Below are 25,886 nucleotides of genomic sequence, written 5' to 3' on the forward strand. Positions count from 1 at the left end.
GCCGCTTCCGGTGATGCCGTGAGGTCCCGACCCGCACCCCTTCGCGCCGCGGCGTTCATCGCCGCGGGGTTCGTCGGGGTGCGGGTGCTGTACCGCGTCGCGTTCCACGGCGCCGACGGGTCGGGGCCCGTGGTACTGCCCTTCCCCGAGATCCCGCTGCCGCGGCCGTTTTCGCACGTCGTGCTGCTCGGGCCTGCGACGCTCGACGGCCTCGTCGACGCCGCCGTGAGCGCCCTGCCGATCGCACTCACGATCCTCGCCTTCGGCCTGCTCAACGCCGTCTTCGACGTCCCTCGCCTCCTCACTCGCGCGGCCCGGCGCGGCCCGTTGCGAGGCGTCGCGCGCATGCTGTCGGTCGCGTGGGCGGGGCTCCCGGCTCTCGCCGAGGCTGTGCGGCGGGTGCGGTTCGCGCAGCGCCTGCGCGGCGAGCGCGGCGGCCCGCGCCTGCTGGCGCCCGTGCTCGAACGGACGCTCGAGCGGGCCACGGCCGTGGCTGCGGCCCTCGAACTGCGCGGGTTCGCGGGACATCCGGTGGACGGAGTCTGCGAACGTCCGGTCGAGGCGCGAGACCTCGCCATCACGCACCGGGATGCCTCGGCGCCCGCCGTGCTCGTGCCGTCGCTCGAGCTCGCGACCGGCACGCTCACGCTCGTCGCTGGCCCGACCGGCAGCGGCAAGTCGACGCTCCTCCGCGCCGTCGCGGGGCTGCACTCGCACCTCGATGGCGGCACGACCTCGGGCGAACTCGTCGTGGTCGGCCACGACCGCGAGGCCACGCCCCCACGCGACACCGCCCGGACCGTCGGCGTCGTCCTCCAGCACCCGCGTGAGGGGTTCGCGACAGAGCGCGTGCGCGACGAGATCGGCCTCGTGCTCGAACTCCGCGGCGTCGATCCCGTCATCGTCGCGGCGCGCGTGCAGGAGATCGCCGCGCGCGTCGGTATCGAGTCGCTCGTCGACCGCGACCTGAGCGGCCTCTCGGCCGGCGAGGCGACCCTCGTCGCCATCGCCGCCGCGATCGCCGAGCACCCCATCCTGCTCCTCATCGACGAGCCGCTCGCCGACCTCGACGTCGTCATGCGCGCCCGCATCGTCGGCCTGCTCGGCGCGCTCGCGCACGAGGCGGGCATGTGCGTCGTCGTCGCCGAGCACCGGCACGCCGAGTTCGCGGCGGTCTGCGACGGCCGCGTCGAGGTGTCGGGCGGGGTCGCGCGGCCGGTCGCTTCGAGCGGGGCGGATGTCTCGGAGACGACGGATGCATCGGGGCTCGCGCTCCTCGGTCCCCGCACCCGCGCAGCCTCCGACGTCGTCTTGCGCGCCCGCGAGCTCACGGTCCTCCACGACGGCACGCGCGCGGTCGACGCGGCGGGCCTCGATCTCGCGGCGGGCGAGCTCGTCGCCCTCACCGGCCCGAACGGCGCCGGCAAGTCGAGCCTCCTCGTCGCGCTCGCGACGACGCGCGGCGGGGCGGTCGAGGTGCTCGACAGCCATGGCCGGATCGGCGTCGCGCTCGTGCCCGACGCCTCCGACGACCTCTTCGCCTCGACCACGGTCGCCGCCGAGTGCGCCCGCACCGACCGGCGCACACATCTGCCCAAAGGCACGACCGCGGCCCGCTTCGCGGCGTTCCTCGGGCTCGACCCTTCCTCGCCGGCGTTCCTCGACCGGCTCGCCCGCCACCCGCGCGACCTCTCGGTCGGCGAGCGCCGCTGCCTCGCGATCGTGCTGCAGACGGCGCGGACTCCGAGTGTGCTCCTCGTCGACGAGCCGACGCGAGGGCTGGATGCCTCGGCACGCGCCCTCGTCGCCTCGGCGCTCGTGCGGGCCGCAGACGCCGGAGCCGCGGTGTGCTTCGCGACGCACGACGCCGCATTCGTGGCCGCGCTCGCGGATCGGGTGCTGCCGATGGCGGGCGGCGTGCTCGGGCCGGCGGAAGCACCTGCCCGCGACGAAAGCCCAATCGACGCGGCCCAGCCGCAGCGAACGGAGTCGCAGCCCGAGACATCCGCCACGCCCGCGACATCCGTTCTCCCCGCCGCATCCGCCGCCCCCGAGGCATCCGCCCGGCTTTCGACGCCGCCGCGCTCGCGGCGCGGCCTTCGAGCCATCCACCCCGCCTTCGTCGCCATGACGCTTGCGAACCTCGTCGCGCTCGCCTCGTTCACGTGGCCGCTCGCGGCGGCCGCCGTGCCGTCGCAGGCGAGCGCCGCCGTGCCCGTCGCGGCCCTCGCGCTCGCGCCCGTCGCAGCCCTCGTTGTGCTGTGGGCGCTCGACGAGTCGGTACGCAGCGCGCACACCCTCGCCCTGCTCGGCACGCTCGCGGCGATCGGCGCCGCCGTCCGCATCGCGGGCACCGGCGTCGGCGGCGTCGAGGCCGTGTTCATCCTGCTCATCCTCGCGGGGCGCGCCTTCGGCGCTCGGTTCGGGCTCCTCCTCGGGCTCACGACGATCGCGCTGTCGACGATCGTGACGGGCACGTTCGGGCCGTGGACGCCGTTCCAGATGTTCGCGTGCGCGTGGGTCGGGGCGGGCGCCGGGCTCCTCCCCCGCGGGCTCTCTCACCGCGCCGAGATCGCCGTGCTGTGCGTCTACGGGGTGGTCGCGTCGTACCTGTTCGGCCTCATCATGAACCTGTGGTTCTGGCCGTTCGCGATCGGCACCCGCTCGTCGATCGCGTACGAGTCGGGTGCGCCGCTCGCGCAGAACCTCTGGAGCTTCCTGCTCTACTCCCTCGTGACCTCGTCGATCACGTGGGACACCCTGCGCGCGATCACGACCGTCGTCGGGCTCGTCGTCGTCGGCGGCGCCGTGCTCGCCGCGTTCCGCCGGGCGAAGCCGATCCCGGCGGGCGACCGGGCGGCGCGCGGCGCGGCCGTCACACCGAGAAGTACTTCGCCTCGGGGTGGTGGAACACGAACGCGTCGGTCGACTGCTCGGGGTGCAGCTGCAGTTCGTCGCTGAGTTCGACGCCCATGCGCTCGGGCTTCAGCAGCTCGACGACCTTGCGGCGGTCCTCCATGTCGGGGCACGCGGGGTAGCCGAGCGAGAAGCGAGCGCCGCGATACTCGAGCTTGAAGAGGCCTGCGGTGTCGGTCGGGTCGTCGGCGGCGAAGCCGAGCTCGGAGCGGATGCGCGCGTGCCAGTACTCGGCGAGCGCCTCGGTGAGCTGCATGACGAGCCCGTTGAGCTCGTAGTAGTCGCGGTAGCGGTTCTCGGCGAACATCTTCGCGGTGAACTCGTCGATCTTCGCGCCCGCCGTGACGAGCTGCACGGGGAGCACGTCGATCTGCCCCGACTCGCGCGAGCGCACGAAGTCGGCGAGGCACAGGTGACGGTCGCGGCGCTGGCGCGGGAAGTGGAAGCGCAGTCGTTCGGAGCCGAGCGCTGCACCGGGTGCCGCGCCGAGCGACTCGCCGTCGGGCGCGAGCAGCCCCGGCTGCCCGAGCACGCCCTCGCGGTCGTCGCCGTGGTGCAGCACGACGAGGTCGTCGCCCTCGGACACGACCGGGAAGTACCCGTACGCGACCGACGCGTCGAGCATGCCCTCGGCGAGGATCCGGTCGAGCCAGTACCGCAAGCGTGGCCGGCCTTCGCTCTCGACGAGCTGCTCGTAGCTCGCGCCGTCTTCGCCGCGGCCGGGCTTCAGCCCCCACTGGCCCATGAACGTCGCACGTTCGTCGAGGAACGCCGAGTAGTCGGCGAGCGCGAGGCCGCGCACGATGCGCGTGCCCCAGAACGGCGGGGTGGGCACGGGGTTGTCGGATGCCACGTCCGAGCGCGCGGGCATCGCCTCGGGCTCGGTGAGGGTGAGCTTCGAGCCGCCCGTGTGGATGCGCTTCTTGAGGGCGGGCAGCCCGACTTCGGCGGGCGCGGCGCCGCGGGCGATCTTCACGAGCGGCTCCATGAGGCTCAGGCCCTCGAACGCGTCGCGCGCGTAGCGCACCTCGCCGTCGAAGAGGCCCGCGAGGTCGTCTTCGACATACGCGCGCGTGAGCGCCGCGCCACCGAGGATGATCGGCCAGCGCTTCGCGAGCCCGCGCGCCTGCAGCTCCTGCAGGTTCTCCTTCATGACGACGGTCGACTTCACGAGCAGCCCCGACATGCCGATGACGTCGGCGTCGTGCTCCTCGGCGGCCGCGATGATGTCGGCGATCGGCTGCTTGATGCCGAGGTTGATCACCTTGTAGCCGTTGTTCGTCAGGATGATGTCGACGAGGTTCTTGCCGATGTCGTGCACGTCGCCGCGCACGGTCGCGATGACCATCGTGCCTTTGCCGGATGCCTCGGTCTTCTCCATGTGCGGTTCGAGCAACGCGACCGCGGACTTCATCGTCTCGGCCGACTGCAGCACGAACGGCAGCTGCATCTCGCCCGACCCGAAACGTTCGCCGACGACCTTCATACCCTCGAGGAGGTGGTCGTTGATGATGCCGAGGGCGGTCATCCCCTCGCCGCGGGCGAGGTCGAGGTCGGCTTCGAGGCCCTTCGACTCGCCGTCGATGATGCGCCGTTCGAGGCGCTCGCCGACGGGGAGGGCCGCGAGCTCGGCGGCGCGCTGGTCGCGGAGAGCCGCCGTGTCGACGCCCGCGAAGAGGTCGAGCATAACGGCGAGCGGATCGTACGTCGTGTTGCCGTCGGCATCGTATTCGCGGCGATCCCACACGAGGTCGAGGGCGACCTTACGCTGCTCCTCCGAGAGCGAGGCGAGCGGCACGATCTTCGCGGCGTCGATGATGCCCGAGTCGAGCCCTGCCTCGACGGCCTCGTGCAGGAACACCGAGTTGAGCACGCTGCGCGCGGCCGGGTTGAGGCCGAACGACACGTTCGAGACGCCGAGGGTCGTGTGGATGCCGGGGTACTTCTCGGTCAGGCGCCGGATGGCCTCGATCGTCTCGATCGCGTCGCGGCGGGTCTCCTCCTGCCCGGTCGCGATGGGGAAGGTCAGACAGTCGACGATGATGTCCTCGACGCGCATGCCCCACTCGCTCACGAGCTCGTCGACGAGGCGCGACGCGATCCGCAGCTTGTCGTCGGCCGTGCGCGCCTGGCCCTGCTCGTCGATCGTCAGGGCGATGACGGCCGTGCCGTGCTCCTTCACGAGCGGCATGATGCGGCCGAACCGGCTGGTGGGGGCATCCCCGTCTTCGTAGTTGACCGAGTTGACGACCGGACGTCCGCCGATGAGTTCGAGCCCCGCGGCGATGACCGCGGGCTCGGTCGAGTCGATGACGAGCGGCAGCGTCGACGCGCTCGCGAACCGCGAGACGACCTCGCGGATGTCGGCGACGCCGTCACGGCCGACGTAGTCGACGCACACGTCGAGCAGGTGCGCGCCGACGCGGATTTGGTTGCGGGCGATCTCGACGCAGTCGTCCCACCGCTCCTCGAGCATCGCCTCGCGGAACGCCTTCGACCCGTTCGCGTTCGTGCGCTCCCCGATCGCGAGGTAGGACGCATCCTGGTGGAACGGCACGTGCTGGTAGAGCGACGCGACGCCCGGTTCGGGCTTCGCGTCGCGGGCGGATGCTCCGGACTGCGCGTCGATCCGTCGCAGATCGCCCTTTTCTCCGTCACCGAGGGGCATCCCGCGACGGATCGCGTCTGCGTCATCTCCCCGCAGCCGCTCGACGACCGCCCGCATGTGGTCGGGAGTCGTGCCGCAGCACCCGCCGACGAGGCCGAGGCCGAACTCGCGCACGAACTGCTCATGCGCAGTCGCGAGCTCACCGGGCTCGAGCGGGTAGTGCGCGCCGTCGGCGGTCAGCACGGGCAGGCCCGCGTTCGGCATGCACGCGACGGGCACGCGCGAGTGCTTCGAGAGGTGCCGCAAGTGCTCGCTCATCTCGGCGGGGCCGGTCGCGCAGTTGAGGCCGATCGCGTCGACGCCGAGCGGTTCGAGTGCCGTGAGGGCCGCGCCGATCTCGCTGCCCATGAGCATCGTGCCGGTCGTCTCGACGGTGACCTCGACGAAGATCGGCAGGCGGATGCCCCGGCTGACGATCGCCTGCTTGCAGCCGTTGACCGCGGCCTTCGTCTGGAGCAGGTCCTGCGAAGTCTCGATGAGGAACGCGTCGGCTCCGCCGTCGATGAGGCCCTCGGCCTGCAGGGCGAACGTCTGCTTCAAGTGGTCGTAGGTCGTGTGGCCGAGCGAGGGCAGCTTCGTGCCCGGGCCCATCGAGCCGAGCACCCACCGCACCCGCCCGTCTGCGGCCTCGGCCGCCTCGACGCGCTCGCGCGCGATGCGCGCGCCCGCTTCGGCGAGCTCTGCGATGCGATCGTCGATGCCGTAGTCGGAGAGGTTCGACCAGTTCGCGCCGAACGTGTTCGTCTCGACGGCGTCGATGCCGGTCGCGAGGTAGGCGTCGTGGATCGATGCGACCACATCGGGACGCGCGACGTTGAGGATCTCGTTGCATCCTTCGAGCCCCTGGAAGTCGCCCTCGACCGAGAGGTCGTGCCCCTGCAGCATCGTGCCCATGGCGCCGTCGGCGATGACGACGTTCGACCGCACGGCGTCGAGCAGCGCAGCGGCTCGCGCAGGCAGCGCGACACCGTCGACGTCGAGCGGGAAGCGGGGTGCGGTGGATGTGCCGATCACTCGCGCGAGTCTACTTACGCTCGCTCCGAACCGCGGGCGATGATGGGCACATGGACCTGCCGCCCCTCGCCGACCTGCTCGCCACCGCCCGGGTCGTCGCCCTGCCGCTCGTGACCCGCTTCCGCGGCATCGACATTCGCGAGGCGCTCGTGTTCGAGGGCCCCGAGGGCTGGACCGAGTTCTCGCCGTTCGTCGAATACGACGACGACGAGGCATCGGCGTGGCTCGAGGCATCCATCGATTTCGGGTGGCGGAAGCCGCCCGCGCCGCTGCGCGACGCGATCCGCGTCAACGCGACCGTGCCCGCCGTCGATCCCGACAGCGTCGCCGCCGTGCTCGCGCGGTTCCCGGGTTGCCGTACGGCCAAGGTCAAGGTCGCGGGCGCCGGCACGACCCTGCAACAGGATGTCGCGCGCGTGCGTGCCGTGCGCGAGGCGCTCGGCCCCGAGGGCCGCGTGCGGCTCGATGCGAACGGCGGGTGGAACGTCGACGAGGCCGAGCACGCGATCCACGCGATGTGCGAGTTCGACCTCGAGTACGTCGAGCAGCCGTGCGCGACGGTGTTCGAACTCGCCGAGATCGGCATCCGCACGAAGTACCTCGGCATCCCGATCGCGGCCGACGAGAGCGTGCGTCGCGCAGCCGACCCGCTCTTCGTGGCCGAGGCGGGCGCCGCCGACCTGCTCGTGATCAAGGCGCAGCCGCTCGGCGGGGTCCACCGCGCCCTGTCGATCATCGACGCGGCGGGCCTGCCCGTGAACGTCTCGAGCGCGCTCGACACGAGCATCGGACTCGCCATGGGCGCCCACCTCGCGGCGGCCGTGCCGTCGCTCGAGTACGACTGCGGGCTCGGCACGGCGTCGCTGCTGGCGGCGGATGTCACGGGGTCGCCGCTCTTCCCCGAGAACGGGTCTATCCCCGTGCGGCGAGTCGTACCCGACCCCGTGCTGCTCGATCGGCACGAAGCCGACGATGAGCGTGCGGCATGGTGGCTCGCCCGCCTCGAGCGCGTCTACGAGGTGCTCGCCGAGCGCGAGTAGCCGACCGATCTGCTCGATCGGTTTACATGAGCCTCCCGAGGACGATCGCCGCGTATTGGTCGGCCCGGAGACGCTCTGCTTCGAGACGATGGTCGTGGAGCTCGGCGAGCTCGGCGTGGGTCGGGGCGACGTGCTGCATGCGCCGACTCCACGCGAGAAGCGCGAACCCGACGCGTCGCACGACGCGCGCGAACGGCGGCAACTCGTGCGAGATCGAGGTCGGATGCCCGACGGTGAGTACGGAGTTCATGGTTCAGTTCTATGCCCGACCACCGACATTCGAACGGGGTCGGTGAGGACGCAGCGCACCGCCCCCACCACGACGGGTGAGGGCGGTGCACAGCCGATCGGCGGGCTACTCGGTGCGCCTCACGAGCGCACGCACGCGCGGCGCGAGTCGCGGTGCGACGATGAGCAGTCCGCTGGCGAGGAGCGCGAGCGCGAGGAGCACCGCGAGCCACGTCTGCGTGCCCGTGAGCCCCAGCGGGCCGAGCACGACGAGCGGGACGGATGCCTCGAGCCCCGACTCGATCGCGAGCAACCGCACCTCGTGGTCGCCGACCTCGGTGCCGAGCGGAATCGTCGCCCGCGCCGACACGGCGCCGTTCGCGTCGGCCGTCGCCGCGACGAGCAGCTGCGGCGTCGAGTGCAGCCACACCTGCACCGTTTCGCCCGGTTCGAAGCCCGTGCCCGTGATGCCGATGACGTCGCCGGGGCGAGCCGCCTGCACCGACAGGCTCACCGAGGGCGAGACGCCGGGGCCCGTCGGGTCGGTCGGGTCGGTCGGATCCGTCGGGTCGATCGGGTCGGTCGGATCCGTCGGGTCCGTCGGGTCCGTCACCTGCGCGTCGACGAGCACCACGGCCGTGCGTGCCGGAATCGAGACCGTGCCCGTCGCGACATCCCACGTCGTCTGCTTCGCGACCGCGTCGGAACCGGCCGCCTGCGCCGCGTTGAGCGCGAACTCGCGACCCGCGAGCCCGTCGATCGCCTCGGTGATCGGTGCGGGCGACGCGTTGAAGACGACGAGCGCACCCTCGAGGGCCGGGTCGACGTCGGCACCGACCGTGTCGTCGACGAGCATCGCGATGAGGCCGGCCGTGGCATCCGTGCCGCTGTTCGGGAAGGTGACCTTCTCGTCGATGAGCGCGGCAGACCCGAGCTGGAGCAGGTCGACGCTCGAGCGCACGCGCAGCAGGTCGAGGGCCTGCGCTTCGGCCGATTGGATGTCGGCCGCCTGCGGCTTCAACGCGGGGTCAGCGAGGAGCGGTGCCATGACGCCCCACTTGTCCTCGTTGTCGCCCGCGGGCGGGAGGCCAGACCCGAAGGTCGACTCCGTGCCCGTCCAGTCGATGCGGTTGAACCAGTCGCCCGAGTTGTAGCTGTTGCGGTCGAGCGACTTCGAGCGCAGCAGCTCGGTGCCGGCGTGCCAGAACGCGGGCGTCTGGGCGAACGCCACGGTCGCGAGCGACAGCGTGTTCATGCGCACACGGTCGGCCATCGAGGTGCCCTGCGGCAGCTTCAGCACCGACGTGTCGTAGAGCGTCTCGTTGTCGTGGGCGTCGACGTAGGTGATGACCTCGTCGGGCTCGTCGGCGTAGCCGGCGGGCGACCCGCGGTAGTCGAGCTGATCGCCGCGCTTGACCGTGCCGTCGGACGTCTCGAGCTCGTACCCGCGCAGGTTGCCCGCGAGGCCGAGCTTCACGAGGTCGGTCTGGTGGGCGAGGTCGATGAGCTGGTCGGCCTGCGACGCGGTGCCCGGTCGCCCGTTGGGGTCGGTGCCGAGGCCCGTGCCGAAGCCCTGCGTGAACGTCGACGAGCCGTCGACCGGGCTGCCGCCGTGCACGGCGTCGCGCAGCCGGTCGCTGAACGTGCCGATGCCTGTGCCCCCGAGCTGGCCTTGGGTGGCCTGCTCGAAGCGCGCGTTGTTCGCGACCTCGCCGAAGTTCCACCCTTCGCCGTACAGGTAGATCGACTTCCCGTCGACCCCGTCTCGAGCGAGCGTCAGCTCGTCGAGCGCGGCCCGGATCGCGAGCAGGTTCTCCTTCGAGTGGTGCCCCATGAGGTCGAAGCGGAACCCGTCGACCTTGTAGTGCTTCGCCCACGTCACGATCGAGTCGACCATGAGCTTCTGCGCGAGAGCGTTCTCGGTCGCGACGTTCTGGCAGCACGTCGAGGTCTCGACCGTGCCCGTCGCCGAGAGGCGCTGGTAGTAGCCCGGCACGATGCGGTCGAGCACGCTCTTGCCGCCCTGACCCGACTCGGCGGTGTGGTTGTACACCTCGTCGAGCACGACCTGCAGGCCCGTCGCGTGCAGTGCGCCCACCATCGAACGGAACTCGGCGACGCGCGCCCCGCCGTTCGGGTTCACGGCGTACGAGCCCTCGGGCGCCTGGTAGTGGTACGGGTCGTAGCCCCAGTTGAAGCCGTCGAGGTCGCGGATGCCGTCGAGGCACGCCTGCTGCTCTTCCGACGCGGGGCCGAACGACGCGAGGTCGCAGTCGGGCGTCTGCTGCAGATCGCGGCGCTCTTCGATCGTCGCGATGTCGAACGTCGGCAACAGGTGCACGGTGTTGATGCCCGCCTGCGCGAGTTCGCGAAGGTGCTGCGTTCCCGCCGAGTCGCGCGTGAACGCCGTGTACGTGCCGCGCTCGTTCTCGGGCACCGTCTCGTCGCTGATCGAGAAGTCGCGCACGTGCAGTTCGGTGATCGCACGGTCGACCGCGCGCGGGATGACGGGCGCGGGCGTGTCGGCCCACAGCGCCGGCTCGTTCGCGGGGTCGTCGAGGTCGATCGCGACCGAGCGCACCGAGTTCGTCGTGAGCGCGACCGAGTAGGGGTCGGTGACCGAGTTCTCCTCGACCTTCCCGGTCGTCGGCGCGTAGACCGTCACGTTCCAGCGGTATTCGGCGCCGGATGCCGCGGGCTCGCCGCCGGGGCCTTCGGCCCCTTCGACGGTCCAGACTCCGGATGCCTCGTCGAACACCGCAGCGGTCAGTGCGGGCTCCCCGTCGTCGCCCGTCGGGAAGACCTCGAGCGCGACGTCTTTCGCGGTCGGCGCCCACAGGCGGAACGTCGGCTCGTCGCGCTTCCACGTCACGCCGAGCGACACGGATGCCGCGGCGTCGCCGTAGAGCGCGTCGAGCACGCCGGCCGTCTGCACGCCCGTGAAGGCGCTCAGCTCCCCGCCCGTGCGCTGCGCGACGGCGAGCTGCCCCGTGAGCAGGTCGTGTGCCGTCTCGCGGTCGAGGTCGCCCGTCGAGAGTGCGAGGTACGCGCCGCCGCCGAGCTGCGGGAACCGCGCGAGCTGCGCGGGCGTGAGCCCGCCCGCGACGAGCGACAGCGCGACCGGGTCGGACTCGTCGCCGCCCGTCACCTCGCCGTCGGCCACCGCGAGCCCACCGGTCGCCGCGTGTTCGAGCGACCACGAGGCATCCGTCGCCGTCGCCCCGCCGAGGAACGACGCGGGCCACGCGATCGTCTGCGCGTCGATCCACTGCGCGCGCGACTCGCCCGTGCCCGCGAGCGGCGGGTCGGCGACGACGATCTCGAGCACGTGCGTCGCGAGCGTGTAGCGGAACTCGACGACCTTGCCGTCGGACGCGCTGAACGCGTAGTTCGCGCCGCCCGGGGCGCCGCCCACGCCGTAGTTCTCGTCCCACGACATGCCGTGCGCGACCTTGCCCTCGTACGAACCCGACGGGAGCCCGTCGGTCGAGAACGTGTACACGCCGTCGCCGTCGCCGTCGAACATGAGCGTCGCGAGGCAGTCGGGCGACCAGTCGCCCGGGCATCCGAGCTCGGACTGGAAGCTGCCCGGCACTGTCACGATGGGGCCGAAGGCCGTCGAGGTGAGCTGGTGCGTCTTCGGGTCCCAGTAGAACGTGACGGGGCCGCCCGCGTGCGAGTACGTGATGTTCGCGCCGTCGGGCACGCCGTTCTGGCCGTAGTTGAGCGTCCACGAGCCGTTGATCGCGACCTTCGTCTCGTAGTCGCCGGCGGGCAGGTCGAACGTGCCCGCGTAGACGCCGTCGGTCCGCAGCGTGAGCTTCGCCTGCTCGCAGCCCGGCGCCCAGTCGCCCGCGCACCCCATCTCGGAGTTGTGCGAGCCCGGAATCGTCACGAGATCGATGGGCTGCTCGGGCTCCTCGGGCGTCTCGCCGAGGGTCACGGCGTTGCCGACCGACGCGTACGTCGAGGCCGCCGAGCGGTGGCCCGCCGCGTCGACCGTGACGGCGCGGTACTCGACGAGCGTGCCGTTCGCCAGGCCGCGCGTGTCGTGGAAGACGCGCGGCGTGGTGTCTTCAGCGGTGCCGAGCGCGTGCCACGCGTCGTCGCCCGTCGCACCCGCGATGCGCCACGCGAAGCTCGTCTCGCTCCACGTCGCGTCGTCGACGTCGGCCGAGACGGGCGTCACACCCGTGACACCCGCGCCGGGCGTCGGCACGTCGACCTGGATCGCCTGCGCTTCGGCGGGGGCTGTCACCTCGCGGTCGGCTCGGTAGACGGCGGCCCCGAGGGCCGGGACCGTGACGGATGCCACGGCGTCGCCGTTGCTCGAAAGGGTCGTCGCGACTCCCTCTCCGCCGTCGGCACCGTACAAGGCCTCATACGAGGCATCCGCCGTCAGCGTTCTGACATCCACCGTCTTCGCAGCCGCCGTGTTGTTCACGGCGACGAGATACTCGACCTGCTCGTCGCGGTCGACGCGCGAGAACGCGTAGACGCCCGCGCCGTTGTCGGCGTACCGCTCGATCTGCGCGCCGTCCGCGAGGGCCGGGTGCGCGGCGCGCAGCGCCGAGAGTGCGGCGATGTGCTCGTAGAGCGGAGCATCCACGTCGTATCGGTCCACGCTGCCCGCCTGCTCGCCCGTGACGAGCTGCTGGTTCGCGAACTCGTCGACCTCGGTCGCGAAGAGCGACTGGCGCGCGCTCTTGTCGTTGCCGGGATCGGCGCCCGCGAAGCCCTGCTCGTCGCCGTAGTAGACGACGGGCTGGCCGCGCGTGAGGAACATGAGGTCGTGCGCGAGCTCGTCGCGCGCGAGCGGCGCGTCGGTCGTGCGGAGGAAGTAGCCGACGCGGCCCATGTCGTGGTTGCCGAGGAAGGTCGGCAGCGCCGACGCCGACGAGTGCGACGTCGTGTAGTAGTCGTCGCCCGCGAAGAGCGACTGCAGGCCCTTGGCCGAGTTGCCCGCCGCGAAGCCGACCGCCTGCGACTGGAAGGTGAAGTCGAGCACCGAGTTCATGTCGGTGTCGCGCACATACGGCGACAGCTTCACGGGGTCGGCGTCGTAGACCTCGCCGAACATGAAGAAGTCGGGCTTGCCCTGCTCGTGCGCGTAGTCGAGCACGTCGGTCGTCCACTGCTGCCAGAACTCGAAGTTCACGTGCTTCACCGTGTCGATGCGGAAGCCGTCGATGCCGAGGTCGATCCAGTCCTTGTACACCTCGGCGAAGCCCTCGACGACGGTCGGGTGCTCGGTCATGAGGTCGTCGAGGCCCGAGAAGTCACCCGTCGTGACCGACTCGCCCTCCCACGTCGAGTCGCCGCGGTTGTGGTACAGCGTCGGGTCGTTGAGCCACGCGGGCACCTTGACGTCGGCCTCGGCCGGGTCGATGACGGGCGTGTACGGGAAGCTCGTCGCGGGGTCGAGCGCCGGGAACGCCGGGGCGCCCGCGCCCGCGTAGTCGGCCGGGTCGAACACGTCGCCGCCCGCCGTGCGATACGGGCTCGTCGCCTGGTCGACGTAGGAGTACTGCCCCTCCTCGTAGTCGATGACGTCGGCCGTGTGGTTCGTGATGATGTCGAAGTACACGTCGATGCCGCGCGCGTGCGCGTCGTCGATGAGCGCCTTCAGTTCGGCGTTCGTGCCGAGGTGGGGGTCGATCTGGGTGAAGTCCGTGATCCAGTACCCGTGATATCCCGCGCTCGCGTTCGCTCCCTCGCCCTGCACGGGCTTGTTCTTGAAGCTCGGGGTGAGCCAGATCGCGGTCGTGCCGAGCCCGTCGATGTAGTCGAGGTTGTCGCGCAGGCCCTCGAGGTCGCCGCCCTCGTAGAAGCCCTTGTCGGTCGGGTCGAAGCCCGTCGCCATGCGGTCGCCGTCGAGACCGCCGCGGTCGTTCGACTCGTCGCCGTTCGCGAAGCGGTCGGTCATGACGAAGTAGAAGGTCTTGCCGGCGCCCGGTTCGCGCACGGGCTCGGCGACGAGCGAGGCGTCGGATGCCTCGTCGTACGCGCCGCGGACGCCCAGGAGTTCGAGGCCGACCCGGTGCGTGGCGTCGTCGAAGGTCACGCGCACGGCGCTGTCGCCCGCGACCGTGAGCGGGATGTTGTCGCCGCCGCCGTTCAGGCCGTACGACTCGTCCCACGCGTCGTTCACGGCGACCTTGTACTCGTAGGAGCCCGCCGGGATCGTGAAGTCGGCCGTGAAGACGCCGGGCTCACCGGTCGGCGCGAGTTCGGTCTCGGCGCACTCGGGCTGCCAGTCGGACGAGCACCCGAGCTCGTCCTGCAGGCTCCCGACGAGCGCGAACGTGCGCTCCTCCGCCGCCGCCGGCAGGGCGGGCAGTGCCACCGCGGCGGATGCCGCGAGCGCCCCCGTCACGATCGCCGCCAACCAACTGCGCTTCATGGCGCTTCGCGTCATCCTCGACTCCTGGTTCCCGGGCACACCCGCGTGCCCCGACTTCCGGCGAAGGTAGCAGCGGGCCGCGCGTTAATGCAAGCGCTTACAGATCATCGGTACGAATCGTGATCTCGGGCCTCGAAATCGCGGGTAAACGCTTGCGTACGCATGCGTGCGGGCCGCGCATGCCGCGCCCGGCGGCTCGTGAGCACCGACCCGAGCAGCGGCGCACCGCACCGTTTCAGGAGATCGCACGCACCTCAGGACCAGATTGCGACTGCGCTCCTGACCAGCGAACGATCTCCTGAATTCGGGATGACTCAGACGGGAAGGTCTCGGATGTCGGAGACGGGAAGGCCGGGCGCGCGCTCAGAGCCCCGAGTACGCGTGCAGCCCCTTGAAGAACAGGTTGACGATCGTGAAGTTGAAGAGCACCGCCGAGAAGCCGATGATCGCGAGCCACGCCGACCGCGACCCGCGCCAACCGCGCGTCGCGCGCGCGTGGATGTAGCCCGCGTAGATGACCCAGATGATGAAGGTCCACACCTCTTTGGTGTCCCAGCCCCAGTAGCGGCCCCACGCCTTCTCGGCCCAGATCGCACCCGCCATGAGCGTGAACGTCCACAGGATGAAGCCGATGATGTTGACCCGGTAGGCGAGGTTCTCGAGGGTCTTCGCCTTCGGCAGCGTCGCGAGGAACGAGCGCTTGACCGACTCGGCCGTCGCCGCCGTCGCCTCGCGACGCGACTGCATGAGCTGCACGACCGACAGCGCGAAGCCGAGGGCGAAGAAGCCGACGGCGCTCGTCGCGACGAACACGTGGATGATGAGCCACAGCGACTGCAGGGCCGGCGGAAGCGGCACGACCGAAACGTGGAAGTTCACGGTCGCGACGCCCAGCAGCACGAGGACGAGGCCCGTGACGAACGTGCCGAGGAAGCGCAGGTCGATCTTCGACACGAGGAGCACGACGAGGAACACCGTCGTCACGACGAGCGTGCCCGTGAGCGCGAACTCGTACATGTTGGCCCACGGCACGCGGCCCGCGGCGACGCCGCGGAGGACGTCGCCGGCGAGGTGGAGGACCCACGCGAGCACCGTCATCGCGACGGCGACGCGGAGGGCGGGCGAACGGCCGTAGCTGACGGATGTCTCGTCGTCGAGGTTCTTCCACCGACTGCGCTTCGCGGGGGCATCCGAAACAGACGCGCCCGAGTCATCCGAACCGTACGTCTTCGCGCCCGCCGAACCCGACGCCGCCTTCGCAGCCTCGGCCGCGGCGATGACGCCCACGTGCACGGGCGCGGCGTCGGCAGACGACGCAGCCGAGGCATCCGCCGCCGCATCGGCCGCCCGGGCCGCCGCCGACCCACGTCGAGCGAGGTCGATCGAGTAGGCGATGAACGCGATCGCGTACACCACCATCGCCGAGTACACGCACAGCAGCGAGATCTGGTCGAGAGTGTCGGTCACGGGAACAACCTTACGTCGTGGGTTTCGAGGAGTCGTCAGGAGTTTCGGCCGCGGCCGAGTCGGCCACTGCAGCGGGCACCGGCCCCGCGTGCTCGTCGGCGAGCGACGCGACGGCCTCTTCGAGGCCTGGATCCTCGCCGCGGGCGAGGCCCGCGTACTCGAGCACGACCCGTCCGTCGCGGCGTGTCGCGGCCTTCACCCACATGCGCCGACGCGGCACGAAGAGCGAGGTGAGCAGGCCCGCGAGAATGAGGATCGCAAACGCGAGCACCCACGTCTGCGTCGGGTCGTGGTGCACGTCGAACGACGCGAAGCGCTTGACGCTGTGCGAGAAGTCGCCGTCGGCAGCGGCGCCGCCCGAGGCATCCTCGAAGGTCACCGACCCGCGCCCGCCCGGCAGGTCGGCCGTCTCGCCCGGCATGAGCTGCAGGGAATCGACGCCCGTGGCGCCGCCCGTCAGCTGGGTCATGCCCGACGGATCGAGCGTGTACACCGATCGCGGGGTGCCGCCGTCGATGCCGAGGTCGCCCTCCCACACGTTGAGGGTCAGCACGGGGTAGACGAGGTCGGGGTAGGTCGACGTGAACGCGCCCGTGTCCAAGACGTCTTGCGTCGGGTAGAAGAAGCCGACCATGCCGAGCTGCTCGGGCAGGCCGTCGGGCACCTTGACGACGCCGATCGACGTGAGGTTCGCGTCTTGCGGCAGGAACGGCACCGAATCGGTGAAGACGACCTCGCCGTCGGCATCGCGCACGGTGATCGTCGGCGCGTACCCGTTGCCGAGCAGGTAGATGTTGGTGCCGTGCGTCACGAGCGGTTCGTTGACCTTGACGACCTGTTCGGATGCCTCGCCCGACTGGTCTTCGATCGTGACGCGCGCCGTGAAGTCGGTCGGCTGGCCGATCGCGTTGGGGTTCTGCGTCTCGTAGACGGCGTCGAGGCCTTCGAGAGAGAGGCGGAACGGCTGGAGCTGCCGGTCGTCGAAGAACCGGCCCGGGTTGAACGAGTCGAACGCCGCGAGCGTGTTGACGAACGACTGCCCCTCGACGACGACGCGCTGGCCGGCGAAGCCGAAGCCGCCGCCGATCGCGACCGTCACGAGCACCCCGAGGAGCGCCGTGTGGAAGACGAGGTTGCCCGTCTCACGCAGATACCCGCGTTCGGCCGAGACGGATGGCTCGCCCTGCACGTCGTAGCGCTCGACGCGGTAGCCCATGCCCTTCAGCCGCTTCGCGGCGTCGGCGATCGCGGCCTCGGCGTCAGCCCCTTCGGGAACCTCCCGCTCGGTGTACCCCGCGAGCCGCGAGAGCCGCACGGGCGTACGCGGCGGCCGGGCGCGGAGCGCCTCGAAGTGGTGCTTCGTGCGCGGGATGATGCAGCCGATGAGCGACACGAACAGCAGCAGGTAGACGGCCGAGAACCATGCCGACGTGTACACGTCGAACATCTGCAGCGAGTCGAGGATCGGCGCGAGCCGCGGGTTGTCGTTGAAGTACTGCGTGACGCCGTTCGGGTCGCTCGACCGCTGCGGCACGAGCGAGCCCGGCACCGCCGCGATCGCGAGGAGCAGGAGCAGCAGGAGCGCCGTGCGCATGCTCGTGAGCTGCCGCCAGATGAAGCGGAGCCAGCCGACGAGCCCGAGCTTGGGCTGCGCGATGCCGGGGCCGCCGCCGGGGCCGTCGCCGTCGCCCGGGTCTCCTCGGCGCGTCGTCGCCTCCGACCCGTCGACGTAGTCCGACGGCCGGAGCGGATCGTGCGCGCGATCAGAGGACGAGGTCGATGCCACGCATCACTCCCTGCAGTTCGTTCATCCACACGGTCCAGAGCCCCGAGACCATGACGATGCCGATCACGACGAGGAGCGCCCCGCCGATGAGGTTGATCGTGCGGATGTGCCGGCGGAGGAAGGTCATCGACCCCGTCACCCAGCCGAAGCCGAGCGCGACGAGGAGGAATGGGATGCCGAGGCCGATGCAGTACGCGAGGCCGAGGACCGCGCCGCGCCAGGCCGACTGCGCGTCGAGGCTGAGGCTCAGCACCGCGGCGAGCGCAGGCCCGATGCACGGCGTCCAGCCGAGACCGAAGACGACGCCGAGCAGCGGCGCGCCCGCGAGCCCCGTCGCGGGCCGCCACGACGGCTTGAACTGCCGCTGCAAGAACGTGAACTGCCCGATGAAGACGAGCCCCATGACGATGAGCACGACGCCGAGCACGCGCGTGATGGGGTCCTGCCAGGCGCGGAGCCACGCGCCCGCGGCGCCCGCGAGGGTCGTGTAGACGAGGAAGACGGCCGTGAACCCCGCGACGAAGAGGGCGACGCCGAGGAGCAGCCGGCGCCGGTTGCGTCGTTCTTCGGATGCCTCGGCCGACGCCTCGGTGAAGCCGCCGATGTAGCCCAGATAGCCGGGGACGAGCGGCAGCACGCAGGGCGAGAGGAACGAGATGAGCCCCGCGGCGAGCGCGATGGGGATCGCGACGATCAGTTGTCCGCTGAAGACGAGTTCGCCCGCGCCCACGTCAGGCGCCCTCGCCCTGGAGTCCCGTGACGATCGTCGAGAGGATCGAGGCATCCTTCAACTGACCGAGGATGCGCGCCGCGACGCGGCCCTCGCGGTCGAGCACGAGCGTCGTCGGCACGGCGGCCGGGGGCACCTTGCCCGCGAACGCGAGCTGCACTCGGCCCTCGTCGGTGTCGAGGATCGACGGGTAGGTGATGCCGAACTTCTCCTCGAAGGGCGCGGCGGTGCCCGCCTGGTCGCGCACGTTGACGCCGACGAACGCGACGTCTTCGCCGAACTGCTCGTGCACCTCTTGGAGGATAGGCGCTTCGACGCGGCACGGGGCGCACGCCGCGTACCAGAAGTTCACGACCATGACCTTGCCGTCTTGCTCGGCCGAGTCGAACTCGAGGCCGTCGACGGTCTCGCCCGAGAACTCGACGGGGGCCTCGCGATTCTCGGGGGCGAACTCGGCGATCGTGCCGTCGCCCGCGATGTAGTTCTTGCCGCTGCCCTCGCGGTACTGTTCGGCGAGCGGATCCGACGAGCAGCCCGTCAGGAGCAGCGCCGCCGAGACGCCGATCGCTGCGAACGCGGTCGCGGCACGAGACATCCGGTGCTTCATCACACCGCCCCCACGTCGGTCGCCGACGCCGACAGCGGCGCAGCCGGATCGCGGTAGTCGACCTCGACGAACCGGTCGCCGCGGCGCTCGAGCGTCGTGATGCTCGACAGCGCGCAGCGGCGCTTGCGCGGGTCGTGCGGGAGGGATGCCCCGGCGAGCGCACGGTGCACCATCCAGATCGGGAGCTGGTGGCTGACCAGGACGACGTCGCCGCCGTCGGCTGCGCGCCACGCGTCGTCGATCGCCGCGAGCATGCGCGTCGAGATCGAACGGAACGGCTCGCCCCAGCTCGGCCGCCATGGGTTCACGAGGTGCCGCCAGTTCCGGGGGTCTTTGAGGGCCGACTGCTCGCCCAGCATGCGCTTGCCCTCGAACCGGTTCTCGGGCTCGATGAGGCGGGGATCGATGGATGCCTCGAGGCCGAACGCGTGCTCGATGGGCGCTGCCGATTCGCGCGTGCGCTGGAGCGGGGACGCGACGATCGCCGCGACGGGGCGCCCCCGCGATGCGAGGTCGTCGGCCGCCGCCTGCGCCATCTGTCGCCCGAGCTCGGAGAGTCCGTAGCCGTCGAGCCGTCCGTAGAGGACGCGCTGCGGGTTGAACACCTCGCCGTGGCGCACGAGATGGATCTGGTCGGCAGGCACGGCGTCCAGTCTAGAGAGCGCGTTCCTTCGAATTCGCCGAGTCTGCCGGCGCCGCACCTCCTCGACGCTCCGCCTCCTTCCCTCCGCTCCCCTCCTCCCCTGCCGCTCCTCTCCCGAAGTCGCACGAATGGTGCTCATCCGCCCGGAATTCCGACCGTTTGCGCGACTTCAGTGCGCTCGAGCGGCGAGCGCCCGGCGCACGAGGTCGATCCGGGCGCCGCGCGCAGCGCCGCGATGGCGTTTCGTGAACCGGATGACCCGCCAGCCCGCCGCGGTCAGCGCCTCGATCCGCTCGAGGTCGCGGGCGTACTGCCGGTCGTCGGTGCGATGGTGATCGCCGTCGTACTCGACGATCACCCGCACGGATTCGTACACGAGATCGCCGATCGCGATCAGGCGCCCGAAGGCGTCGAAGATCGGCACGTTCACCTCGGGTTCGGGCAGCCCCGCCGCGACGAGGTCGAGTCGAAGCCGGGTCTCCTCGGGCGAATCGGTTCCCTCGCGCACCGCCTCGAGCGCGGCGGCGAGCAGCCGGAACCCCCGCCGGCCGTGTCGTCGCCCGACCGCCCACCCGAGCTGTTCGAGCGTCGAGATCGGGTGATTCCGGCGAACGAGCGAGTCGCCGGCGACGACGAGTTCCTCGAACGTGCAGAGTGTCGCGAGCTGACACCACGCGTCTTCGGGCGCGACGACCGGCAGCCCGTTCCACGCCCCGACCCGCGTGCCGCCCGCGGCGAGCCGGTGGCCGCGTATGCCGGCACCGCGCGGTATCGCGTTCGGGATGAACGCCGAGACATCCAGTCGTGCGTCTTCGAGTCTGCGGGGCACGACGATCCTGAACAACCGGCAGGCGGTGACGTGACTGAAGGCCTGGCCACCGCGCATCGTCAGGAGCTTCGCCCGGCAGCGCTCGACGAGCGTAATCGTGCTCGCGTTTGTGCCCCGAGGCATCCGTACGCCGTGGAACGGCCGTCCGAGGTCGCGGCCGCGCAATCGACCGCGCCCGACCCCCGCGTCAAGCGCCCGACTCGTCGTGAAGGGGCCGGCTCGGAACCGTGCGGGCAACTGCGCGTGGGGTTTCATCGTCGCAGCCTCGCGCCCGCGCGGGCCCCGCCGGTGCCGAGCGGGTTCGGGCGGGAATCGTTCCCGAAGGACTCGCCCTGTGGAGGAGAGGCGCACCCCACTCCGTCACCCGCACGCGCTGCCGAAGTCGCGCAAATGGTTGTCATCCGCCAGGAATGCCGACCGTTTGCGCGACTTCGCGGGAAGGGGCGGGAGAGCGCGGGCGGGAGAGCGGGGCGGGCGGGAAGAAGCCGGCGTAGGGTCGGCACATGGGGGCCGAGCCGACGCGGATGGTCCGCCTCGCGGGCGGGCGCTTCCGCATGGGCTCAGACGAGCAGCCCGACGAGGGGCCCGTGCACGAGCGCGAGGTGGGCGCGTTCGCGATCGATGCGCACCCCGTCACGAACGAGCAGTTCGCGGCGTTCGTCGAAGCGACGGGGTACGTGACGGTCGCCGAACGGGCGCTCGATCCGACCGACTTCCCCGGCGCCGATCCAGCCGACCTCGTGCCGGGCGGGCTCGTGTTCACGCCGACTGCGGGCCCGGTCGATCTGCGGGACTGGCGACAGTGGTGGCGGTGGGTTCCCGGCGCGAACTGGCGAGTCCCGTTCGGTCCCGACGGCGGCGTCGACGCGGTCTCGGAGCGGCTGCGGCATCCCGTCGTCCAGGTGAGCTACGCGGATGCCTCGGCGTACGCGTCGTGGGCCGGGAAGCGCCTGCCGACCGAGGCCGAAGCCGAGTTCGCGGCGCGAGGCGACCTCGACGGCGCCCGCTTCGCGTGGGGCGACGACGAGTTCCCGCGCGACGCCGAGCACCCCCGCGGCAGGCTCATGGTCAACCGCTGGCAGGGCTCGTTCCCGTACCTCAACACGGGGGCGGCGGGGTTCGTCGGCACGTCGCCCGTCGGCACGTTCCCGCCCAACGGCTACGGACTGTCGGATGTCACGGGCAACGTGTGGGAGTGGACGACCGACTTCTATGCACCGCGGCACCTCGTGCCGGGCGAGACCCCGGTCGACGCGGGCGCCAGGGGCAACCTGCTCGCCGAGACATCCGCCGAACCGGGCTCGCGCATCCCGCGCCGCGTGCTCAAGGGCGGCTCTCACCTGTGCTCGCCCGACTACTGCCTGCGCTACCGGCCGGCGGCCCGCTCGCCGCAGGCGGAGGACACGGCGACGACCCACATCGGGTTCCGCTGCGCGGCCGACACGTGAGTCGACGCGCGAGTCGGGCCCGGGCCGCGAAGCGGGTCAGGCGAGCAGCGCCGCGCGCAGCCGCGCGCCGTCGATACGCCAGTAGCCGTGCGGCTCGCCGTCGATGAGGACCACGGGGATCTCCTCCGCGTAGAGCGCCGCGAGCGCGGGGTCGTCGAGGATCGAGAGCTCTTCGACCTCGACGGCGGGTGCCGCAGGGTCACCCGCGAGCTGCGCGCGGACGGCGTCGACGACTTCGCGGGCGTCGTCGCACAGATGGCATCCGGGCTTGCCGATGAAGGTCAGGCGGCGCGTGGTCACCGTCTCAGGCTACGCGCCCGCGCGCTCGGCAGGCGCGCTGCCGAGACATCCGCCCGCCCGGAAACGACGAAAAGCGCCGCGTCCCGAAGGACCGGCGCTTTCGACGAAGTCGCGTGCGACTTACTTCTTGTTGCGACGCTGGTGGCGAGTCTTGCGAAGCAGCTTGCGGTGCTTCTTCTTCGCCATACGCTTGCGACGCTTCTTGATGACGGAACCCATCGAAACCTCACTGGAAGATCGAGTCGGCCGCGCGTGCCGCAGCCGAGAGGCAGGAAAGCCTTGGACTAGTCTAGCCGATCCGACGGCGCGCTCCGTTCAGGACCCGTTCACGCTGCTAGCGTCGAAGGATGCCCGCTTCCGAACTCGTCATCCGCACGACCCGCGAAGACGACTGGCAGGCGGTCCGGGCGCTCCGACTCGAGATGCTGCGCGACTTCCCGCTCGCCTACGGCGAGACCCTCGAGCACGCGTTGCGCGTCGAGGAGCAGGGCTGGCGCGGGCGCGCCCGGCGCGGCGAGAGCGAGGGGCAGACGTCGGTCGTCGCGATCGAGGGCGAGCGCTGGGTCGGGCACATGGGCGGGTACATTCCGGATGCCTCGACCGGCCCTCTGCTCGTGAGCGTCTACGTCGCACCCGACCGTCGCGGCGACTCGCACGGCGTCTCACGCGCCCTCCTCGCCGAAGTCGAACGGTGGGCTGCCGGGTTCGGCGGGACGCTCCGGCTCGAGGTCCACGAGCGCAACCCGCGCGCGATCGCGTTCTACGAGAAGGTCGGCTTCCACCTCACGGGCGCAAGCCGACCGTACGAACTCGAGCCCGGCGGGCGCGAACTCGAGATGATCAAGCGGCTCGCGTAATCAGCGACGCGGCTTCTGCACGACCGCCTGCACGCCGTGCGCGGTCGCGGCGAACGCCTTGCCGATGCGCGACGCGAATGCGCGCTGCTCGTCGCTCAGCGCTTCTTCCTCGTCGGCGAGAGCCTGAGCCGATGCGAGCGTCGCGGCGTCGGCCGCGGCACCGTCGGAGAGGAACGGGATGAGCCAGTCCTCGACGATCTCGAGCGGCGTGCGGTCGAGCCGGTAGTACCGGTGCTGGCCCTCTTCGCGGACGGTCACGAGCCCCGACTCGCGGAGCACCTTGAGGTGCTTCGACACGGTCGGCTGGCTGACGCCGAGGGCGGTGACGATCTCGGAGACGCTGATCTCTCCGTCGGACTGCGGGTCGGAGGCTTCGCGTTCGAGCAGGACCCCCAGGATGTCGCGCCGGGTCGTGTCCGCAACCACGTCGAAGATGTCCGCCATGGTGCAAGGGTAGCCACTCGCGGCGGGGAGTACCATGACACACGCGTTCGGTGGAGTCGTCGGGAGGGGACGCGTGACTCGAGTCAGCTCGCCCGCCCTGAGAGGGCGTCCCGAGAGCAAGACGTGGCTGGGGCGCATCCGGGATGCGATCGACCATCTCGCCCGTCATTCGCCGTCGCGATTCGCGATCCTCATCTTCGCCGGGCTCGTGCTCGTCTTCACGCTCCTGTTCTCCCTGCCGATCGCACGAGCGGGAGACACGGCGACCCCGCTCCACGATGCGCTCTTCACGGCCGTCTCGGTCATCTGCGTCACGGGCCTCGCGACCGTCGACATGGCGACGTACTGGTCGCCGTTCGGCAACGCGCTCGTGTTCATCGGCGTCAACATCGGCGGCGTCGGCGTGCTGACCCTCGCGACGACGCTCGGCCTCGTCATCTCGCGTCGCCTGGGCCTCCGCGCGAAGCTCATGGCCGCGAGCGACACGAACCCGTCGCGCCTGCACGCCGGGCCGGTGTCGGAGCGGCAGGCCGTACGCCTCGGCGAGGTCGGAGGCCTCCTCGCGACCGTCGCGATCAGCGCCCTCGTCATCGAGGGGGCGATCGCGCTCCTGCTCCTCCCGAGCATGTTCGCTGCCGGCTACGACCCGCTGCATTCGATCTGGTACGCGTTCTACTACTCGGCGATGGCGTTCACGAACACGGGCTTCAACCCCAACCCGGGCGGGCTCGATCCGTTCCAGCACGACTACTGGATGCAGTCGCTCCTGCTCGCGGGTGTATTCCTCGGCAGCCTCGGCTTCCCGGTCATCTTCGCGCTCGCGCGCGGGTGGAGGCATCCGCACCGCTGGAGCGTGCACGTGAAGCTCACGCTCACGACGACGATCATCCTGTTCTTCCTCGGCGCCCTCGTGTTCCTCGTCCTCGAGTACAACAACCCCGAGACCTACGGCAAGCTCGACGCCGGCGGAACGGTGTTCCAGTCGTTCTTCATATCCGGGATGACTCGATCGGGCGGGTTCGCGACGATCGACATGCACGCCCTCAACGGGTCGAGCCAGCTCGTCGCGAGCATGCTCATGTTCGTCGGCGGCGGCTCGGCGTCGACCGCGGGCGGCATCAAGGTCACGACCCTCGCGGTGCTGTTCCTCGCGGCGTTCGCCGAGGCGCGCGGCCAGCAGTCGATGGAGGCGTTCGGACGACGCATCCCCCGAGACATCCTGCGCCTCTCGGTGAGCGTGGTGCTGTGGGGCGCGACGATCGTCGCCGTCGCCTCGGTGCTCATCCTGCAGATCACGAAGGCGCCGTTCGAGAACGTGCTCTTCGACGTCATTTCGGCGTTCGCGACGTGCGGCCTGTCGACGGGCCTCACCGCGTCGCTGCCGCCCGAGGGCGTCTACATCATGTCGGCGACGATGTTCATGGGCCGCGTCGGCACCGTGACGCTCGCCGCGGCGCTCGCCGCGAGCCAGCGCCGACAGCTGTTCAAACGACCGGAAGAGAGGCCCATCGTTGGTTGACCGCATCAGACACGACGCGCCCGTGCTCGTCATCGGACTCGGCCGGTTCGGCGCGGCGACAGCGGGGCAACTCGACCGCCTCGGCCGCGAGGTGCTCGCCGTCGACACCGACGAGATCCTCGTGCAGAAGTGGTCGGAGCGCGTGACGCACACCGTCGTCGCCGACGCGAAGTCGGTCGAGGCGCTGCAGCAGATCGGGGCTCAGGACTTCTCGATCGCCGTCGTCGCGGTCGGGTCGTCGGTGGAGGCGTCCGTGCTCATCACGGCGAACCTCGTCGACCTCAAGGTGCCGCAGATCTGGGCGAAGGCGATCTCGGCGTCGCACGGCAAGATCCTCGAGCGCATCGGCGCGAGCCACGTGATCTACCCCGAGCGCGAGGCGGGCGAGCGTGCGGCGCACCTGCTCTCCGGCCGCATGCTCGACTTCATCGAGTTCGACGACGATTTCGCGCTCGTGAAGATGTATCCGCCGAAGCCGATCCGGGGCAAGACGCTCACCGAGTCGGGCGTGCGCTCGCGCCACAACGTGACGGTCGTCGGCGTCAAGAGCCCCGGCAAGCCGTTCACGTATGCGACCGAGAACACGATCGTCACGAACCACGACCTCATCATCGTGTCGGGCACCGAGAGCGACATCGAGAAGTTCGCGAACCTCGAGTAGCGGTTCGAGGAATTCAGGATGCCTCGACCACACGGTCGCGCCTGCGTGGCGGCCTCCGCCGCCACCAGACGCATCTGCGTCTGGCAAGCTCCCATTCCGATCACGCGTCCCCGACTCACCACCCCCCCACGCATGGTGTCGCCGCGCGGAGCGGCGGCACTTCGGCACCGCGGCATGCAGACCCTGCGATCCGCTGATCCAGAACTGCGGATGCTTCACGCCCACCGGCACTTCGGCACCGCGCGCCAGGAGCGGAACCCCCTTCGACAGGCTCCCTTCGACAGGCTCAGGGACATCCGTCCTGACGGATCCGTTCGGAGAATTCA

At 70.8% G+C, this 25,886-nt stretch carries 18 protein-coding genes; 6 read left to right on the top strand and 12 right to left on the bottom strand.

The features are described 5' to 3' along the window. Positions 1-18: 18 nt before the first annotated feature. Positions 19-2,961 (top strand): ATP-binding cassette domain-containing protein, encoded by a 2,943-nt coding sequence (locus ET445_RS01905; protein ID WP_129188337.1) that lies wholly within the window; start codon positions 19-21, stop codon positions 2,959-2,961. Here ET445_RS01905 and ET445_RS01910 read toward each other — a convergent pair. Further along, positions 2,876-6,598 carry a methionine synthase gene (locus ET445_RS01910; protein ID WP_129188339.1) on the bottom strand — a complete coding sequence of 1,241 codons (3,723 nt, stop codon included), beginning with the start codon at positions 6,596-6,598 and terminating at the stop codon, positions 2,876-2,878. The genes ET445_RS01905 and ET445_RS01910 overlap by 86 nt on opposite strands. A gap of 50 nt (positions 6,599-6,648) precedes the next feature. Between ET445_RS01910 and ET445_RS01915 the strand changes: the two genes are divergently transcribed. Beyond that, on the top strand, positions 6,649-7,638 hold the full coding sequence (locus ET445_RS01915) for an o-succinylbenzoate synthase (protein WP_129188341.1): 990 nt from the start codon (positions 6,649-6,651) through the stop codon (positions 7,636-7,638). A gap of 22 nt (positions 7,639-7,660) precedes the next feature. Here the strand turns inward: ET445_RS01915 and ET445_RS01920 are convergent, their stop codons facing one another. The 8 genes from ET445_RS01920 to ET445_RS01955 form a co-directional block, all read right to left on the bottom strand. After that, positions 7,661-7,888 (bottom strand): hypothetical protein, encoded by a 228-nt coding sequence (locus ET445_RS01920; RefSeq protein WP_129188343.1) that lies wholly within the window; start codon positions 7,886-7,888, stop codon positions 7,661-7,663. A gap of 105 nt (positions 7,889-7,993) precedes the next feature. After that, complete coding sequence (gene pulA, locus ET445_RS01925; RefSeq protein WP_129188346.1) at positions 7,994-14,284, bottom strand: pullulanase-type alpha-1,6-glucosidase; 6,291 nt, start codon at positions 14,282-14,284, stop codon at positions 7,994-7,996. Between the two features lie 348 nt (positions 14,285-14,632). After that, entirely contained in the window at positions 14,633-15,736 is a 1,104-nt protein-coding gene (ccsB, locus tag ET445_RS01930; protein WP_243695291.1) for a c-type cytochrome biogenesis protein CcsB, read from the bottom strand. Between the two features lie 10 nt (positions 15,737-15,746). Further along, on the bottom strand, positions 15,747-17,522 hold the full coding sequence (gene resB, locus ET445_RS01935; RefSeq protein ID WP_424922868.1) for a cytochrome c biogenesis protein ResB: 1,776 nt from the start codon (positions 17,520-17,522) through the stop codon (positions 15,747-15,749). Continuing rightward, on the bottom strand, positions 17,500-18,252 hold the full coding sequence (locus ET445_RS01940; protein WP_129188348.1) for a cytochrome c biogenesis CcdA family protein: 753 nt from the start codon (positions 18,250-18,252) through the stop codon (positions 17,500-17,502). Before ET445_RS01940 ends, resB begins: the two co-directional genes overlap by 23 nt. A gap of 1 nt (position 18,253) precedes the next feature. Next, positions 18,254-18,847, bottom strand: a complete 594-nt coding sequence (locus tag ET445_RS01945; protein ID WP_129188350.1) for a TlpA family protein disulfide reductase — start codon at positions 18,845-18,847, stop codon at positions 18,254-18,256. Positions 18,848-18,858: 11 nt separating this feature from the next. Continuing rightward, positions 18,859-19,503 carry a histidine phosphatase family protein gene (locus ET445_RS01950; RefSeq protein WP_129188352.1) on the bottom strand — a complete coding sequence of 215 codons (645 nt, stop codon included), beginning with the start codon at positions 19,501-19,503 and terminating at the stop codon, positions 18,859-18,861. Positions 19,504-19,671: 168 nt separating this feature from the next. Beyond that, the gene (locus ET445_RS01955; protein WP_243695292.1) at positions 19,672-20,331 is read right to left on the bottom strand and encodes an endonuclease domain-containing protein; all 660 of its coding nucleotides are present in this window, start codon (positions 20,329-20,331) and stop codon (positions 19,672-19,674) included. A gap of 503 nt (positions 20,332-20,834) precedes the next feature. On the opposite strand from ET445_RS01955, the gene ET445_RS01960 reads away from it, so the two are divergent. Next, on the top strand, positions 20,835-21,779 hold the full coding sequence (locus ET445_RS01960) for a formylglycine-generating enzyme family protein (protein ID WP_243695293.1): 945 nt from the start codon (positions 20,835-20,837) through the stop codon (positions 21,777-21,779). A 36-nt stretch (positions 21,780-21,815) separates the two neighbouring features. Here the strand turns inward: ET445_RS01960 and ET445_RS01965 are convergent, their stop codons facing one another. Beyond that, a complete protein-coding gene (locus tag ET445_RS01965; protein WP_129188354.1) occupies positions 21,816-22,079 on the bottom strand; it encodes a glutaredoxin family protein in 264 nt (87 codons plus the stop codon). Between the two features lie 120 nt (positions 22,080-22,199). After that, entirely contained in the window at positions 22,200-22,298 is a 99-nt protein-coding gene (locus ET445_RS01970) for a 30S ribosomal protein bS22 (protein WP_003792170.1), read from the bottom strand. A 128-nt stretch (positions 22,299-22,426) separates the two neighbouring features. Here ET445_RS01970 and ET445_RS01975 point away from each other — a divergent pair, with 128 nt between their 5' ends. Then, complete coding sequence (locus tag ET445_RS01975) at positions 22,427-22,936, top strand: GNAT family N-acetyltransferase (protein ID WP_129188356.1); 510 nt, start codon at positions 22,427-22,429, stop codon at positions 22,934-22,936. On the opposite strand, the gene ET445_RS01980 is transcribed toward ET445_RS01975, so the two are convergent. Continuing rightward, positions 22,937-23,380, bottom strand: a complete 444-nt coding sequence (locus ET445_RS01980) for an ArsR/SmtB family transcription factor (protein WP_129188358.1) — start codon at positions 23,378-23,380, stop codon at positions 22,937-22,939. A 73-nt stretch (positions 23,381-23,453) separates the two neighbouring features. Here ET445_RS01980 and ET445_RS01985 point away from each other — a divergent pair, with 73 nt between their 5' ends. Together ET445_RS01985 and ET445_RS01990 are read left to right on the top strand one after the other, a co-directional pair. After that, complete coding sequence (locus ET445_RS01985; protein ID WP_424922869.1) at positions 23,454-24,899, top strand: TrkH family potassium uptake protein; 1,446 nt, start codon at positions 23,454-23,456, stop codon at positions 24,897-24,899. Beyond that, the gene (locus ET445_RS01990; protein ID WP_129188362.1) at positions 24,892-25,560 is read left to right on the top strand and encodes a potassium channel family protein; all 669 of its coding nucleotides are present in this window, start codon (positions 24,892-24,894) and stop codon (positions 25,558-25,560) included. Before ET445_RS01985 ends, ET445_RS01990 begins: the two co-directional genes overlap by 8 nt. Positions 25,561-25,886 lie beyond the last annotated feature (326 nt).

Origin of the sequence: Agromyces protaetiae (assembly GCF_004135405.1) — a bacterium.
Lineage (GTDB): Bacteria > Actinomycetota > Actinomycetes > Actinomycetales > Microbacteriaceae > Agromyces > Agromyces protaetiae.

What these genes read in the sequence shown, in the direction of transcription:
- ET445_RS01915 (WP_129188341.1), top strand. Translation starts at nt 6,649, where the DNA reads ATGGACCTGCCGCCCCTCGCCGACCTGCTCGCCACCGCCCGGGTCGTC.
- ET445_RS01920 (WP_129188343.1), bottom strand. Translation starts at nt 7,888, where the DNA reads ATGAACTCCGTACTCACCGTCGGGCATCCGACCTCGATCTCGCACGAG.
- pulA (WP_129188346.1), bottom strand. Translation starts at nt 14,284, where the DNA reads ATGACGCGAAGCGCCATGAAGCGCAGTTGGTTGGCGGCGATCGTGACG.
- ET445_RS01945 (WP_129188350.1), bottom strand. Translation starts at nt 18,847, where the DNA reads ATGTCTCGTGCCGCGACCGCGTTCGCAGCGATCGGCGTCTCGGCGGCG.
- ET445_RS01960 (WP_243695293.1), top strand. Translation starts at nt 20,835, where the DNA reads ATGGGGGCCGAGCCGACGCGGATGGTCCGCCTCGCGGGCGGGCGCTTC.
- ET445_RS01970 (WP_003792170.1), bottom strand. Translation starts at nt 22,298, where the DNA reads ATGGGTTCCGTCATCAAGAAGCGTCGCAAGCGTATGGCGAAGAAGAAG.
- ET445_RS01975 (WP_129188356.1), top strand. Translation starts at nt 22,427, where the DNA reads ATGCCCGCTTCCGAACTCGTCATCCGCACGACCCGCGAAGACGACTGG.
- ET445_RS01980 (WP_129188358.1), bottom strand. Translation starts at nt 23,380, where the DNA reads ATGGCGGACATCTTCGACGTGGTTGCGGACACGACCCGGCGCGACATC.